Source organism: Desulfomicrobium aestuarii (genome assembly GCF_055385525.1).
Window position 1 is genome coordinate 2793176 of the sequence record NZ_AP042427.1, and the last position, 15096, is coordinate 2808271.

The 15096-nt window shown below is 65.3% G+C and carries 18 protein-coding genes; 10 read left to right on the forward strand and 8 right to left on the reverse strand.

Features of this window, described 5'->3' with window-relative positions; translation table 11 throughout:
* Positions 1–29: 29 nt before the first annotated feature.
* The 7 genes from ACZ5AC_RS12685 to ACZ5AC_RS12715 are packed head-to-tail and all read right to left on the reverse strand — an operon-like array spanning position 30 to position 5149.
* Positions 30–611, reverse strand: a complete 582-nt coding sequence (locus ACZ5AC_RS12685) for a tetratricopeptide repeat protein (protein WP_464247967.1) — start codon at positions 609–611, stop codon at positions 30–32.
* Complete coding sequence (locus ACZ5AC_RS12690) at positions 598–729, reverse strand: CcmD family protein (protein WP_464247968.1); 132 nt, start codon at positions 727–729, stop codon at positions 598–600. Before ACZ5AC_RS12690 ends, ACZ5AC_RS12685 begins: the two co-directional genes overlap by 14 nt.
* A gap of 10 nt (positions 730–739) precedes the next feature.
* Positions 740–1435, reverse strand: a complete 696-nt coding sequence (locus ACZ5AC_RS12695; protein WP_464247969.1) for a cytochrome c biogenesis protein — start codon at positions 1433–1435, stop codon at positions 740–742.
* 10 nt (positions 1436–1445) lie between these two features.
* Entirely contained in the window at positions 1446–2120 is a 675-nt protein-coding gene (locus ACZ5AC_RS12700; RefSeq protein WP_464247970.1) for a heme exporter protein CcmB, read from the reverse strand.
* Positions 2117–2776, reverse strand: a complete 660-nt coding sequence (locus ACZ5AC_RS12705; RefSeq protein WP_464247971.1) for an ABC transporter ATP-binding protein — start codon at positions 2774–2776, stop codon at positions 2117–2119. Before ACZ5AC_RS12705 ends, ACZ5AC_RS12700 begins: the two co-directional genes overlap by 4 nt.
* Positions 2773–4656: a heme lyase CcmF/NrfE family subunit gene (locus tag ACZ5AC_RS12710; RefSeq protein ID WP_464247972.1), complete on the reverse strand. Its 1884-nt coding sequence runs from the start codon at positions 4654–4656 to the stop codon at positions 2773–2775. Before ACZ5AC_RS12710 ends, ACZ5AC_RS12705 begins: the two co-directional genes overlap by 4 nt.
* A 49-nt stretch (positions 4657–4705) precedes the next feature.
* Positions 4706–5149: a cytochrome c maturation protein CcmE gene (locus ACZ5AC_RS12715; RefSeq protein WP_464247973.1), complete on the reverse strand. Its 444-nt coding sequence runs from the start codon at positions 5147–5149 to the stop codon at positions 4706–4708.
* Positions 5150–5374: 225 nt separating this feature from the next.
* On the opposite strand from ACZ5AC_RS12715, the gene ACZ5AC_RS12720 reads away from it, so the two are divergent.
* The 10 genes from ACZ5AC_RS12720 to cydB all read left to right on the forward strand — a co-directional run bounded on the left by ACZ5AC_RS12720 (position 5375) and on the right by cydB (position 13676).
* A complete protein-coding gene (locus tag ACZ5AC_RS12720) occupies positions 5375–5989 on the forward strand; it encodes a D-glycero-alpha-D-manno-heptose-1,7-bisphosphate 7-phosphatase (protein ID WP_464247974.1) in 615 nt (204 codons plus the stop codon).
* Positions 5973–7112 carry a glycosyltransferase family 4 protein gene (locus ACZ5AC_RS12725; protein WP_464247975.1) on the forward strand — a complete coding sequence of 380 codons (1140 nt, stop codon included), beginning with the start codon at positions 5973–5975 and terminating at the stop codon, positions 7110–7112. The genes ACZ5AC_RS12720 and ACZ5AC_RS12725 overlap by 17 nt, the downstream gene beginning before the upstream one ends.
* The gene (locus tag ACZ5AC_RS12730; RefSeq protein WP_464247976.1) at positions 7109–8119 is read left to right on the forward strand and encodes a glycosyltransferase family 9 protein; all 1011 of its coding nucleotides are present in this window, start codon (positions 7109–7111) and stop codon (positions 8117–8119) included. Before ACZ5AC_RS12725 ends, ACZ5AC_RS12730 begins: the two co-directional genes overlap by 4 nt.
* Positions 8120–8190: 71 nt before the next feature.
* Positions 8191–8604 carry a Fur family transcriptional regulator gene (locus tag ACZ5AC_RS12735; RefSeq protein ID WP_464247977.1) on the forward strand — a complete coding sequence of 138 codons (414 nt, stop codon included), beginning with the start codon at positions 8191–8193 and terminating at the stop codon, positions 8602–8604.
* A gap of 109 nt (positions 8605–8713) precedes the next feature.
* Positions 8714–9094, forward strand: a complete 381-nt coding sequence (locus ACZ5AC_RS12740; RefSeq protein WP_464247978.1) for a desulfoferrodoxin — start codon at positions 8714–8716, stop codon at positions 9092–9094.
* Between the two features lie 12 nt (positions 9095–9106).
* Positions 9107–9268 carry a rubredoxin gene (rd, locus tag ACZ5AC_RS12745; RefSeq protein ID WP_464247979.1) on the forward strand — a complete coding sequence of 54 codons (162 nt, stop codon included), beginning with the start codon at positions 9107–9109 and terminating at the stop codon, positions 9266–9268.
* A gap of 105 nt (positions 9269–9373) precedes the next feature.
* On the forward strand, positions 9374–10585 hold the full coding sequence (locus ACZ5AC_RS12750; RefSeq protein ID WP_464247980.1) for an FprA family A-type flavoprotein: 1212 nt from the start codon (positions 9374–9376) through the stop codon (positions 10583–10585).
* Between the two features lie 9 nt (positions 10586–10594).
* Positions 10595–11302, forward strand: a complete 708-nt coding sequence (locus ACZ5AC_RS12755; protein WP_464247981.1) for a DVU0298 family protein — start codon at positions 10595–10597, stop codon at positions 11300–11302.
* Positions 11303–11314: 12 nt separating this feature from the next.
* Positions 11315–12622 (forward strand): cytochrome ubiquinol oxidase subunit I, encoded by a 1308-nt coding sequence (locus tag ACZ5AC_RS12760; RefSeq protein ID WP_464247982.1) that lies wholly within the window; start codon positions 11315–11317, stop codon positions 12620–12622.
* Between the two features lie 28 nt (positions 12623–12650).
* On the forward strand, positions 12651–13676 hold the full coding sequence (gene cydB, locus ACZ5AC_RS12765) for a cytochrome d ubiquinol oxidase subunit II (RefSeq protein WP_028576482.1): 1026 nt from the start codon (positions 12651–12653) through the stop codon (positions 13674–13676).
* Positions 13677–13793: 117 nt separating this feature from the next.
* Here cydB and ACZ5AC_RS12770 read toward each other — a convergent pair whose 3' ends face one another.
* A complete protein-coding gene (locus tag ACZ5AC_RS12770; RefSeq protein ID WP_464247983.1) occupies positions 13794–14966 on the reverse strand; it encodes a TraB/GumN family protein in 1173 nt (390 codons plus the stop codon).
* Positions 14967–15096 lie beyond the last annotated feature (130 nt).

The following is a 15096-nucleotide window of genomic DNA, read 5'->3' on the forward strand; positions in this document are numbered from 1 at the left end:
CGGCCGGCGGGAGGCGCCGGCCTGAGGCATCACTTCGCGGACAGTTCGCGGCGCGCGTTCTCGACGAGTTCGGGGTCGTCGGGAGCGGCATCGACGACGGCCTGGAAATGCGCCGCCGCCTTGTCCGGCTGCGTGAGGTAATGCTTGTAGATGACGCCCAGATTGTAGTGGGCGTGATAGTTGCCGGTCTCTATGGTCAGCATGCGCTCGAAGAGTTCGGCCGCCTCGGCGTACTTCTGGAGCTCGAAGAGGCAGAACCCTTTCTGGTTCAGCGCCATGACGTCGCTTGGGTGTTTTTCGAGGACCATATCCCAAAAGGACATGGACTTGTCCCAGGCCTTCATCTCCATGAAGGCCATGCCAAGGCCCCGCATGGCCTCGACATCGTCGGGGTTGGCCTGCAGCTTCTGCATCATGGACGAGATGCCGGCCATGTCCCCGCCCATCTGGCCCATGCCGCCGGGCATCTCCTGACGTTCCTCGTGCTGCACGATGGACGGGTTCTCCACGCGGTAGACCACGGCGGCGAAGACAATGGCACCCAGGCAGGCCAGAAGGAAAAAGACGACCCTGCGGCGGGCGGTTTGGGGAAAAGCGTTATTCGTCTGCATCGAGTATCTCCAGCTGCCGAACGCGGCGCTCCAGGACGCTGTGCTGCCGGGCCAGGAAAAGGACGTATCCCCCGACACCCAGCCAGACGCACACATTGGCGATAAAAAGGTAATTCATGACTGTCCTCTCATTGCAAGGTCTTTTCCTGAATCCGGACCAGGGCAGCCTCGACCCGGCGCGCAAACCCCGCGCCGTGGTAGCGGGCCAGGACGATGGCCGCGAACAGGGCGCCCCAGGCCAGAAGGTTGATCCACACCGTCGTCCACATCTCGGGCTCCAGCCCCCCGCCGCGCGAAGCGAGCACCGCCGGGTGGATGGACCGCCACAGCCGGGCCGACAGGAACACCAGCGGGACATCGACGAAGGCGACGATGCCGAGCACGGCCCGCATCCTGGCGCCCTTGGCGCCGCCGGCGTCGGCGGCCCGCAGGACCAGATACCCCGAATAGACGAACCACATGACCAGCGTCGTGGACAGCCTCGGGTCCCAGGTCCACCACGTGTTCCAGGCCGCCCTGCCCCAGATGGAGCCGGTGATCAGCGCCAGGCCGCTGAAAAGCACCCCGACCTCGGCCAGGCCCCCGGCCAGGACGTCCCACTTTTCCTTGCCGGTCCACAGGACCATGACGCTGGCGGCAAAGACGCCGAAAAAGGCGACAAAACTCCACCAGGCCAGGGGAAGGTGGAAATAGAAGATTTTCTGCACCAGCCCCATGGTCATCTCTTCGGGCGCGTAGAACCAGATGGCGTACTGCCCGCCGGCCATGAGCGCCATGGCGGCGGCCGCGAACAGCGTCAGCGTTTTCGGATAGATGCGAAACATGTCTGCCCCTTCATTCACCCCGGAAAACATGGGGAAAGAGAAATAGCGCCGCGCCGGAAAAAACCGCGTCGAACGCCAGTACGAGCCCGAACCACTCACCGAGGTCGGCCAGGGGGACGCCCTGCATGAGGCCGACGCCGATGCGGATGCCCCCCAGGAGCAGCGGGACCTGCAGCGGGAAGACGATGATGGTCAGCAGCGCGTCCTTGGCGCCCTGCCCATGCCCCATGGCGCCGATGAGGCCCCCCAGGATGCACAGCCCGAGATCGACGCCCAGGGCCATGAGGAGGAGCCCGCCGGGGCTCCCCCCGGGATCGAGGCCCAGAAAGACCAGGGCCGCCGGGAAAAAGAAGACCTGGCACAGGACGAGCAGGACGAGCCCGGCCAGGGTCTTGCCCAGCCACAGTGCCTGCACCGGCAGCGGGGACAGGAGCAGGGCCGTGGCCGTGTCGTTCTCCTCCTCGAAGCGGAAGAGGAGCGAAAAGATGAGGACCACCGCGAACGAGCTGCACAGCCAGAAGATGGCCATGGCCTGCTGGGGTGAGAAACGGTCACCGGGAGCCGCCGAGAGGCTGAAGATGAAGACCAGCAGAAGCCCCAGCAGCACTGCCTGCACGGGCCCCTGGCCGCCGGCGAAGGCCAGGCGCAGGTCCTTGGCCGCGATGGCAAGCCACGACGCCCTCACGCCGCCTCCCTGGGGAACTCCCCGGCAGGGCCGAAATAGGTCATGGACCTGCCGGAAAGCTGCAGCACCGTGTCCGCACGGCCCAGATCGCGCTCCAGATCGTGGGAGATCCAGACGATGCCCGCCCCCCTGGCCCTGGCCGACTCAAGCTCGGCGTGCAGCAGGGCCTGGGAGGCCGTGTCGAGGCCCGTGGACGGCTCGTCCAGGAAGATGAGCCGCGGTTCGACGAGGAGCACCCTGGCCAGGGACAGACGCTGGGCCATGCCCCGCGAGAACGTGCCCGCGGCCTCCAGGGCGAACCCCTTGAGCCCCACCCTTTCGAGAAGCCCGAACAGCCCCGCGTCGTCCAGGCCGCGCCCGTAGACGCGGTTCCAGAACTCGAGGTTGCCCAGGGCCGAAAGCGCCGGGTAGACGAAGGTCTGGTGCCCCATGAAGGCCATGGCGCGATCCTCGACGCGGCGCTGCACGGTGCCGGAACGCGGCGGCAGCAGCCCGGCCATGATCTTCAGGAGGGTGGACTTCCCGGCGCCGTTGGGACCGGCCACGAGCATGATGCTCGCCGGCTCCAGGACGCAGGACACCCCCTTGAAGATCAGCCGCGAGCCGAAGAAGTGGCTGACGGCCCGCAGGTCGAGAAGCGTGCCGGAAGCCATCATTGACGCTCGATCTTTCTCCAGCACAGGAAGGCGATCAGGCAGGACAGTGTGCCGCCGATCCAGATCCAGTTGACCAGCGGGTTGAGGCTGACCTTGAGGCTGACCTCGCCGGCCTCGTTGAACCCCAGCAGGGTCGAGTATATCTCCTCGCCCAGCGAAGGGATGACCGAGACCTCGGCAAAGGTCGACTGCTGGAAGCTGGCGTAGAGGCGCTTCTCCGGGGCCAGCTTGCCCACCTCGCGTCCGTCGCGCAGCACGGTCAGGGCGGCAGAGTGCATGTCCATGGCCGGGTTGTCGTGATGATGCAACAGTTCGTCGAAACGCACCTCGTAGGCGCCGACTGTCATGGACTGACCCTTGGTCAGCACCGCCTCCTCCTCCACCTTGTACGGTCCGGAGAAGGCCACGCCCACGACCATCAGCGCCACGCCCAGGTGCACGCCGTAGGCGCCCCAGGACGGCATGAAGGACCTCAGCCCCTTGTTGCGCACGAAGACCAGACCCACGGAGACCGCGATCATGATGCCCGACACGGCGGAGAGGAGCGCCAGGGGCTGCCTGTAGCCCAGGGCGAAGATGACGGCGCCAGACACGGCCCCGGCACCCAGGACCAGCCCCAAGGCGAGCTTGTCGCCGATGCCGCTCTTCTGGGAGAACCAGGGGCACACGGACATGATGAAGGCCAGGACGCTGAAGAGCGGCAGGCAGACCCGGTTGTAGAACCCGGCGTCGAGGCCGACGGGGTTCTCGCTCCAGATGCTGCTGATGACCGGCCAGAGCACGCCCAGGAAGACGATGCCGGCCAGGCAGAGAAAGAGCCAGGAAGCCAGGAAGAGCATGCCGGGCCGGCTGGTGAAGTCGTCGATGGCCGTCGTGTCGTCCTTGCGTGAGACCAGGCAGACGTACAGTGTCAGCGCGGAGCCCGCCGTGAGGAAGACCAGGAGCGGGACGCCCATCTTGCTGCCGCCGAAGGCGTGCAGGGACTCGATCATGCCGCTGCGCACGACGAAGGTGGCGAAGAAGCACAGCAGGAAGGTCAGGGCGATCAGGAACACGTTGGTCCGCAGCAGGGTCTTGCGCGTGCGCCCGACGATGGCCGTGTGGATGAAGCCGGTGCCGGCCAGCCAGGGGATGAGGGAGGCGTTCTCGACCGGGTCCCAGGCCCAGTAGCCGCCCCAGCCCAGTTCCATGTAGGACCACCAGGCCCCGAGGATGATGCCCGAGGTCAGGAATACCCAGGCCACGATGTTCCAGTTGCGGCACAGGTCAAGCCACTCGCGGCCGTTGCCCGAGAGGCGGGACGCCAGGGCCAGGCAGCACGGGATGGTGTATCCGGCGTAGCCCAGGAAGAGCAGGGGCGGATGGAAGATCATGCCCGGGTTCTGCAGCAGGGGGTTGAGGCCGTGTCCGTCGGCCGGGACGGGGTCGAGCTTCATGAAGGGGTTGCTCGGCCCGGTCAGGGCGAAGAGGAAGAATATCTCGACGAGGAAGAAGAGGATCCAGAAATAGACCTTGGTCCGATTGTCCAGGTGCGAGTAGCCCGGCGTGTAGATCATGCACCAGCCCATGAGGGCCACGCACAGGTACCAGAACAGGAAGGACCCGTTCTGCCCGGCCCAGAAGGCCGTCACCGCGTAGAACATGGGCAGCAGGTTATCGGTGTAGTCGCGGACGTAGACGTAGGAATAGTCCCTGACGACCAGGGCCTGGAGAAGAATGACGGAAACGCCGAGAACGACCATGGTCAGAAAGATCTGGCCCTTCTCGAAGAGGGCCACGGTGCCATAGTCGTCTTTGAGGGCCTTCATTCCGGCCATGACGGTCAGACCGACGGCGGCCAGCATGCTCAGGAGAAGTGCGGTGAAGCTGATGGCGTGCATGAAACGGGGTATCCTCGCGGGGTTCTGGTTGCGGAAGAAAGAGACGAGCTTAGCCCTGGTATCCGGGAGGACGCATCTGTCCCTTCTCGTTCTTTTCGTATTTGGAGGGGCACTTGGTCAGCAGGGTCGTGGCTTCGAACTGCTTTGCGCCGGCCTTGAAGCGGCCTTCGAGGATGACCTCCACGCCGGCCTTGAAGGTGTCGGGGACGGTTCCGCGATAGGTTACTCGTATGGACTTGGTCGGGTCGTCCTTGTCCTGGACGTTGAAGTCCACGCCCATGGACGCGGGATCGCGGACAATGTCCTCCGCGGCCACGTTCCCGAAGAGCCGGGCCTGGGTCAATTTTTCGGCCGGCATGGCCAGCGCCTCGGAAACGTTGAGGAAATAGACGGAATTCTGGGACAGCCCGCTGAAGATCAGGTATCCCACTCCGGTCGCGACCAGCAGGACGGCGGCCAGATAGACCCATTTCTGATTCTTGGAAGTGCTCATGCAATCTCCGGTTTCAATGTGCCCCGGCTCCTAGCATGAACCGGCGCGACCTGTCACGACGCGAAGCGCGCTCGTCGCACGCGCTATCCACAACCAGACCCGTTTCGTCAACATTTTCGTCCGCCGGACCCGGATTCCCGAGTCAGGCGCGGACCATTTCCATTCTTGACCTGCCTGGGCGAAGGGATCAAAAAAGCCCATCGCAAGCCGTTTTCAAGGATACCCATGACCCGCATCGAAACGATCCTCCTCGACCGCGACGGAACGCTGATCGAGGAGCGCCACTACCTGCGCGACCCGGAACTGGTCGCCCTCATCCCCGGCGCGGCCGCACCCATGCGCCGTCTGGCGGAACTGGGCTGCCGATTCTTCCTGGCCAGCAACCAGAGCGGCATCGGCCGCGGGCTCCTGACGCCGGACGACTATTTCGCCGTGCACGCCAGGCTGGAGGAGCTGCTCCGGGCAGAGGGCATCACCCTCGGCGGCGCGGCGTTCTGCCCCCACGGCCCCGGGGAGGATTGCGCCTGCCGCAAGCCCCGCACCGGCATGTGGGACGACCTCGCGGCCCGCTTCGGCCTGCGCCCCGAATCCACGGTCATGGTTGGCGACAAGGCCGCGGACATCGCCTTCGGCCAGGCTGCGGGCTGCGCCGAGACCGTCCTGGTCCTGACCGGCCACGGCCCTTCGGAAGCGGCCGGGCTGGGGCTTGAGCCCGTACCGTCGGGCGTGCGGGCCTGCCCTCCCGGACCGGGCAGGCCGGACTGGATCGCCCGGGACCTGGGCAGCTACCTCGAACTGCTTGTGCAAAATAAGGGACGTGTGCATGCACATCGGCTTTGACGGCAAACGCTTCTTCCAGAACGTCACTGGGCTGGGCAACTACGCACGCAGCACGGTTCTCGGCCTGGCGGAACACTTCCCGGAAAACCGCTACACCCTGTTCGCGCCGCGGCTGACCGGACCCTTTTGCACAATGCCCCTGCCCGAAGCCCTGCATGTGCAGGAAGCGTGCCCTGCAGGCCGCGCCTTCCCGGCACTTTGGCGCAGCCTGGCCATCCCCGCCGCGGCCTCCCGCGACCGCGTCGACATCTTCCACGGCCTGTCCCACGAGCTGCCGCTGACGAATTTCCCGCCGCAGGTCCGCACCGTGGTCACCATGCATGACCTCCTTTTCCTGACGCACCCCCATCTTTACCCCTGGATCGACCGCAAGCTCTACGCCTGGAAATACCAGCGCAGCTGCCGGCAGGCGGACCTCGTCGTGGCCATCAGCGCACGGACCGCCGAGGACGTGCAGGAACTCTTCGGCGTCAGACCCGACCGCATCCGCGTGGCCTACCAGAGCTGCAGCCCCGCCTTCTCGGCGCCCTTGGACGCATCAAGCCTGGACGGCCTGCGCAGCCGCCTCGCCCTGCCCCGGGATTTCGTCCTCTTCGTCGGCTCCCTCATCGAACGCAAGGGCGTACGGACCCTGATCGAGGCAATCTCCCTTCTCCCGCAGGGTGAACGCCCGCATCTGGTCATCGCGGGCACCGGGCCCCTAGAGGCCGCACTACGCGACCAGGCCAGGACCGCGGGGCTCGAAAGCCGGACCCGCTTCCTCGGCCGGGTGGCCGACGCGGACCTGCCCGGCCTCTACCGACTGGCCCGCGTCTTCGCCTACCCGTCCATGGGCGAGGGTTTCGGCATCCCCATCCTCGAAGCCCTGGCCGGCGGCACCCCGGTCGTCACCTCCTCCGGCTCCTGCTTCGCCGAGGCGGGCGGGGACGCGGCCCTCTACGCCGCGCCCGCGGACGCCGGGGAACTGGCCACGGCCCTGGCGCGGGTCCTGGGCGACGAAGAGCTGCGCCGCGGCATGATCGAACGCGGGCTGCGACACGCGGAAAATTTCCGGATCGAGCGCACCGCGGCCCGGCTCATGGACATCTACAAAGAGCTGGCCGCTGGGGGAAAGGCCCGATGACCGCGCGCCTGTCCAACCGCGAATGCGTGGCGGTGCGCCTGAGCGCCCTCGGAGACGCCATCCTGACCACGGGAGTCCTCGAATACTGGCGGCAGGCCGGGCTGACCTTCCACGTGCTGACACGGCCCGCCCTGGCCCCGGTCTTCGACCGCCACCCCGCCGTGCTCCGGGTGCTGACCGTGGGCGAAGAGGACCTGCGCGGCCTGCGCTGGGCGCGTTTCTGCCTCGGCCTGGCCCGCACCCACGGGCACATGCCGCTCATCGACCTGCACTCGAACCTGCGCACCATGATTCTGCGCACCCTGTGGCCCGGCCCCACCCGAACCTATGCCAAGCGTTCCCTTACGCGGCGCCTGTTCCTGGCCACGCGCCGCCCGTCCCTGGCCGCGCGCCTCGGGCGGGAGAACGTGCCCCAGCGCTACAGCCTGGCCCTGGAGGAATCGGCGCCTGACGCCGCGCTCCTGCGCCCGCGCATCTTCCTGGGCGAGGACGAGAGCGCCCGCGCCCGGGAAACCCTGGCGCGCCTGGGGCTTTCGAACCCCGTGGCCGTGCACCCCTACGCAACGCACCCGGCCAAGAGTCCGTCACCCGAGGTCTGGCGCGCGGTGATCCATGAACTGGAGGGCCGTGGCCGGGAGGTCCTGGTCATCGGGCGCAATGCGGCCCCGCTCCTGCCCGGCTCCCCGCGCGACCTGACGAACGCCACGGACCTGCGGGCCACGGCCGCCCTCATCGCCCAGTGCCGCTGCCTGATCACGGGAGACTCGGGCCCCATGCATCTGGCCACCGGCGTAGGCACCCCGGTCGTCGCCCTCTTCGGCCCAACCACCAGGGAATGGGGCTTCTACCCCTCCGGTCCCCGCGACATCGCCCATCAGATCGCCTGCCCCAAGGCGCCCTGCTCCCTGCACGGGCAGGACGCGTGCGATCTCGGCAACGCCTGCATGAAAAGCGTTAAGCCGTCACTTCTCATTGAACTCCTTGATTCTTTGGATTCCGTAAACTAATTTCCCGTTCTTCTTGACGCCGCACCGGGATTTTATTAGTAATAATTATTAAATTTTGACCGAGGTGCCCCATGAAGGAACTTTTGGGTAAAGACATGCGCCTGACCAACCAGCGCAAGATCATCATGGAACAGCTCCAGTCCGTGACATCCCACCCCACGGCTGATGAAATCTACGGCATGGTCCGCGAAAAGATGCCGCGCATCAGTCTCGGCACCGTGTACCGCAACCTCGAAGTGCTGAGTACGCTGGGCCTCGTGCGCAAGCTCGAGAACGCGGCCGGCCAGAAACGCTTCGACGGGGACATGTCTCCCCATCACCATATCCGCTGCCAGGTCTGCGGCAAGGTCGGCGACATCTTCGACGCCCCCGACATTTCCGGAATCGAAGACGAGATCGCCACGGATTTCGAAATCACCGGCGTCAGCCTGGAGTTCTCCGGGATCTGCCCCGAGTGCCGTTCCCATCGCGATCCCGAGCAATAGCCGCTCCTTCGCAGCCAAAGCAAAGCAAACGCAAAATGACTGGAACAGTACGCCGTTCTCTGCTACAGGTCCGGTGTAATCCACCTTTCGAACTTCACGGAGGTAACAAATGGCTGAAAGACTTGAAGTGTACAAATGCGATCTGTGCGGCAATATCGTCGAGGTCATGCACGGCGGCGGCGGGACACTGGTCTGCTGCGGCGAGGACATGAAGCTCATGGTCGAGGGCACCGTGGACGCGGCCCGCGAAAAGCACGTCCCGGTCATCGAGAAGACCGCGACCGGCTACAAGGTCAAGGTCGGCGCGGTGGCCCACCCCATGATCGACACCCACTGGATCGAGTGGATCGAACTCATCGCCGACGGCAAGGTCTACCGCGAGTACCTGAACCCCGGACAGGCCCCCGAGGCCGAGTTCTGCGTGCAGGCCTCCAAGGTCACGGCCAGGGAATACTGCAATCTTCACGGACACTGGAAAACCGAAAACTAGGAGAAACCCGACATGGACAAATACGTTTGCACTCTCTGCGGCTACGTCTACGACCCCGCCATCGGCGACCCTGACAGCGGCGTGGCGCCCGGCACCAAGTTCGAGGACATCCCCGACGACTGGTCCTGCCCGGTCTGCGGGGCTGGAAAGTCCGATTTCGTCAAGGAAAGCTGATCGACGCTTCCTCTCAGCCCAGGCCTTCCTGGGCTGAATTTGTTTGCAGCACAACCATTTCCCCCGCCGACGGCGGGTTAACATATCCATAAAGGAACACCAGCCATGCCTGTCACCGAGATCAAGAAAGACATCTACTGGGTCGGCGTCGTCGACTGGAACATCCACGACTTCCACGGCTATTCCAGATCGCCCCAGGGAACCACGTACAACGCCTATCTGGTCATGGACGAGAAGATCACCCTGTTCGACTCCGTCCCTGCCAAGTTCCAGATGGACCTGTACCACCAGATCCGCTCCATCATCCCCCTGGAGAAGATCGACTATATCGTCTGCAACCACATCGAGCCCGACCACTCCGGGGCCATGCCCTTCCTCGTGGAGAAGATCCAGCCCGAGAAGGTCTTCTGCTCCAAGCTGGGCCACCGCATGCTGCTCGACCATTTCCACCAGCCCGACTGGCCGTACCATCCGGTCCAGACCGGCGACTCCATCAGCCTGGGCAAGCGCACGGTGCAGTTCATGGAAGCGCGGATGCTGCACTGGCCCGACTCCATGTTCTCCTACATCCCCGAGGACAAGCTCCTCATCTCCAACGACGCCTTCGGCCAGAACATCGCCTCCAGCGAACGCTTCGACGACGAGGTCGACCTGGCCATGCTCATGAAGGAGAGCTCCCACTACTACCACAACATCATCCTGCCGTACTCCCAGCGGGTCACGGCCGTGCTCGACGACGTGGCCAAGATGGGCATCGAGATCGACATGATCGCCCCGGACCACGGCATCATCTGGCGCTCCAACGTGCCGCTCATCCTGCAGGCCTACCGCGAGTACGCCGAGCAGCGGCCCAACAAGAAGGCCGTCATCGTCTACGACACCATGTGGCACTCCACGGAGAAGATGGCCAAGGCCATCGCCGAAGGGATCATGGAGGAAGGCGTGTCCGCCAAGATAATGGCCCTCAAGCAGTACCACCACAGCGACGTCATGGGCGAACTGGCCGACGCCACGGGCATCGTCTGCGGCTCGCCGACGCACAACAACGGCATCATGCCCCTGATGGCGGACTTTCTGACCTACATGAAGGGCCTGCGTCCCGTCGGCCGCGTCGGGGCCGCCTTCGCCTCCTTCGGCTGGAGCGGCGAGTCCCTCAACGTCCTGACGGATTGGCTCAAGTCGGCCAAGATCGAGGTCGTGGAGCCGGGCGTGAAGGGCAAGAACGTGCCCGACCACGCCAAGCTGGCCGAGTGCAAGGAACTCGGGCGTCAGGTGGCCAGGGCCATCAAGGCCAAGGTCGCCGAGGCCGAAGCCTAGGAGACGGGTGTGGCACAGGGCAGGGAACTCAAGCGGCGCATCCACGAACTTCTGGCCGGCGACGGCTGGGAGGACGGGCTGTCCGGACTGGCCGAACTGGGCCAGCAGGCCGTCGCGCCGCTTTTCTCGGCCCTGTGCAGTTCCTCTCCCCTGCTGCGATGGCGGTCAGTGACGGCCTTCGGGCCGGTCATCGCCGCACTGGCCGCCCGCACGCCGGAAAAGGCGCGGGTGGTCATGCGGCGCTTCATCTGGAGCCTCAACGACGAGTCCGGCGGCATCGGCTGGGGAGCGCCCGAAGCCATGGCCGAAATCATGACCCAGAGCCCCCTCGTGGCCGCCGAGTACCACAACCACGTCCTGGCCTACATTCATGAAGACCACTGCCGCCCCGACTGCTACCTGGAGCACGCCCCCCTGCGCCGCGGGGCGGTCTGGGGAGTGGCCCGGCTGGCCCAGGCCAGGCCGGACCTGGCCGTCGCGGCCGAGCCGGACCTGCTCTGCGCCCTGGGCGACTGCGACGCGGGCATCCGCGGCCTGGCTGCGTGGGCCTGCGGCCTGCTGGGGCTGACCTCGGCCCTGCCGCAACTGGAGGCCATGACCGCAGACGCCTCCGCACTCGAAATCTATCGCGACCGGACCCTGGCGGAGACCTCCGTCGGGGAACTGGCCACCGAAGCCATCACGCGGATCACGGGTTCCTCACCCGCACTCAACTAAAGGAGACTCACTATGGATGTGCTCATGTTATCCAGGCTTCAGTTCGCCATGGCCACCATGTTCCACTTCATCTTCGTGCCCCTGACCCTCGGGCTCTCCATCATGGTGGCCATCATGGAGACCAAGTACGTCCGCACCGGCGACGAGACGTACAAGCGAATGACAAAGTTCTGGGGCAAGCTCTTCGTCATCAACTTCGTTCTGGGCGTGGTCACGGGCATCACCCTGGAGTTCCAGTTCGGCACCAACTGGTCGCGCTACTCCGAATACGTGGGCGACATCTTCGGGTCGCTCCTGGCCATCGAGGCCACGGTGGCCTTCTTCCTCGAATCCACGTTCCTGGGCGCCTGGATCTTCGGCTGGAACGTGCTCTCCCCCAAGATGCACGCCCTGTGCATCTGGCTGGTGGCCGGCGCGTCCAACCTCTCGGCCCTGTGGATCATCATCGCCAACGGCTTCATGCAGAACCCGCTTGGCTACGTCATCCGCAACGGCCGGGCCGAACTGGCCGACTTCTTCGCCGTGGTCGGCAACCCCTTCGCATGGCAGCAGTACGTGCACGTCCTGAGCGGCGCCTTCGCCCTGGCCGGCTTCTTCGTCATGGGCGTCTCCTCGTACCATCTGCTCAAAAAACAGAACGTCGACTTCTTCACCCGCTCCTTCAAGCTGGGCATGGTCTTCGGCCTGGTCTTCTCCATCCTCGTCGCGGTCCAGGGGCACCACCACGCCCAGGAAGTGACCCGGATCCAGCCCGCCAAGCTGGCGGCCATGGAATCCCTGTGGGAAACCCATGAGGACGGCGCGCCCATGTACCTGCTGGTCGTGCCCGACGAGAAGAACGAAAAGAACGCCATCGAGCTGTTCGGCATCCCCGGCGGCCTGTCCTTCCTGGCCCACAACGACTTCAAGGCCCCGGTCCAAGGCCTCAAGGACTGGCCGGCCGAAGAGCGCCCGCCCGTCATGCTGACCTTCCTGTCCTTCCGGACCATGGTCGGCCTTGGCACCCTCATGCCGCTCCTGTGCATCTGGGCCTTCCTGCGCCGCAACAGGCTGACCGAGACGCCCAAGCTCCTGAAGGCCATGATCTTCGCCATCCCCATCCCCTACCTGGCCATCGAGGCGGGCTGGGTCGTGGCCGAGGTGGGCCGGCAGCCGTGGATCGTCTACGGCCTCATGAAGACGGCCGACGCGGTCTCGCCCATCGTCACCTCCCAGGTGGCCTTCTCCCTCGTGGCCCTGACCCTGCTCTACGCCCTGCTGGGGGCCGTGGACATCTTCCTCTTGTTCAAATACGCCAAGAAAGGCCCGGCCGAGGCATAACCGTTCGGATCACAAGGAGGATTGACTCATGCTCGAAACCATCTGGTTCCTACTCTGGGGTGTGCTCTGGGCCATCTACTTCATTCTTGACGGCTACGACCTGGGCATCGGGACCCTGCTCCCGTTCCTCGGCAAATCCGACACGGACCGCCGCATCATGCTCAACTCCATGGGCCCCTTCTGGGACGGCAACGAGGTCTGGCTGATCACCGCCGGCGGCGTGACCTTCGCCGCCTTTCCCAAGGCCTACGCGGTCATGTTCAGCGGGCTCTACACCCCGCTCATGCTCCTGCTCTTCGCCCTCATCATCCGCGGCGTGTCGCTTGAGTTCCGCCACCAGGTCGACAGCCCGGCCTGGCGCAGGGTCTGGGACTGGGGCGCGACCATCGGCAGCTTCCTGCCCGCCCTGCTCCTGGGCGTGGCCTTCGCCAACATCTTCATGGGCCTGCCCCTGGACGAGAAGGGCGTTTTCCAGGGCAACCTGCTGACCCTGCTGAACCCCTACGGCCTGGCCGGCGGCGTCCTCTTCGTGCTGCTCTTCGCCATGCACGGCGCCCTGTGGCTGACCATCAAGAGCGAGGGGGACCTGCAGCGCCGCGCGGCAAACCTGGCCCGCAAGCTGTGGCCCGTGCTCGTGGTCCTCATCGGGGCCTTCGTGGTCCTGACGGTGATCTACACCAACCTGCTGGCCAACTACCTGACCAACCCGCTGCTCCTGGTGCTGCTGGTCGCGCCCGTCCTGGCCCTGCTCCTGCTGCGCCAGCAGATCGGCAAGGAGGACTGGTGGTTCGCCTGGGGCCTGTCCGCGGCCATGATCACCGGCCTGACCCTGTTCGGCGTGGTCGGGCTGTACCCGGCCCTGCTGCCTTCGAGCATCAACCCGGACTACTCCATCACCATCGCCAACGCCGCCTCCAGCACCCTGACCCTTTCCATCATGCTGGGCGTGGCCCTGGTCTTCGTGCCCATCGTGGCCGCCTACCAGTTCTGGCTGTACCGCACCTTCTCCCACAAGGTGACCGAGAAGGAACTTGGGCACGACGGCGCGTACTAGCTTCACGCCCAATCCGGAACGAACATGAAAAAAGGGTGGCCGAAATGGTCACCCTTTTTTGCGTTTACGCTCCGGCGAAACCCGCCGCGTCGATGAGACAAATGCGACTGCGCCGGTCTAGAACACCCTGGCCGCGATCCAGCTCCCCGAGACGAAGACGCCGATGGTCGCGCCCAGGTTGGCGAAGATGACCACCAGCAGGATGCGGCTGACCGGGTTCACCCAGAAGCCCTTGACCGTCATGACGCTCATGGGCAGCTCTTCGAGGTCCGAGACCGTGGGCTTCTTGACCCAGGCCTGGACCAGGCCGGCCACCCAGCCCGCCGCGATGAGGGGGTGCAGGGTGGTCACGGGCGCGGCCAGGAAGCTTGAAAGGATGGTCAGGGGATGGCCCAGGGCCGCCAGGGACCCCAGGGCCGCGCCGACGCCGGTCACCAGCACCCAGATGGAGAGGGCGTCCACGGAGGTGTCAGCGCCGCCGCGGAAAAAACCGATGACCAGCAATGCGACGAAAAAACCGGGCAACCCCCATTTCCAGAAGGCGCCCCACCTCGACGGCGGGGGCAGTTCCTCCAGCGGGGCCAGGTCGACGTCATGGCCGAAATGCCGCTGCATGCCCGGCACGTGCCCGGCGCCGACCACGGCCACGATGTTCTCGCCCGGGGCCTTGCGGATCTTCTGGGCCAGGTAGATGTCACGCTCGTCGATGAGGCGCTCCTTGATCTGGGGGAAGTTCTCGGCGAAGGCGCCCATGATGGCGGCCAGCTGGTCCTTCTTCTTCATGTCCTCGATGAGGGCCTTGTCCACGTCGTCGTCGACGAAGATGCTGGTCAGCATCTGGGTCAGGAGCTGGCACTTCTTCCAGAAACCCAGGAACCCCCAGACCCGCTTCAGGGTGACCTGCACGTCGCGGTCGGCCAGGACCAGGGTCGCCCCGGTCTCCTCGGCCAGGCGCACGCCCTCCATCATCTCGGCGCCGGGCTGCACGCCCAGCTTGTCGCCGATCTTGCGGTAGAAGGCCTGCAGCACGAGCTGGATCATCAGGAAGACGGCCTTGCCCTCCTTGATGACCTTGTAGATGTCCATGCGCTTCCAGTCGTCGCGGCGGGTCATGGCCTGATGGCGGGCCGGACAGAGTTCGACGCAGATGGAATCGGGCCGGACGATCTCCACCGTCCGCCTTACGTCCTCGACGCTTTCCTGGGAGACGTGGGCCGTGCCGACGAGGAAGAAGCGCTTTCCCCCCTCCTCGACCACGGTCACGCTCTCGGGCAGATTTTCAAATTCCACGAAATACCTCACGGGCCAAGCCCCGGAAAACGTCCCGGACAGGGCCCTGTTGTGTGATCAGGATGGGTTCCGTTATCCGGCCGTCCGGGGGAAAGCAAGCCCGCCGGGGCACCGTCGCGCGCCTGCAACA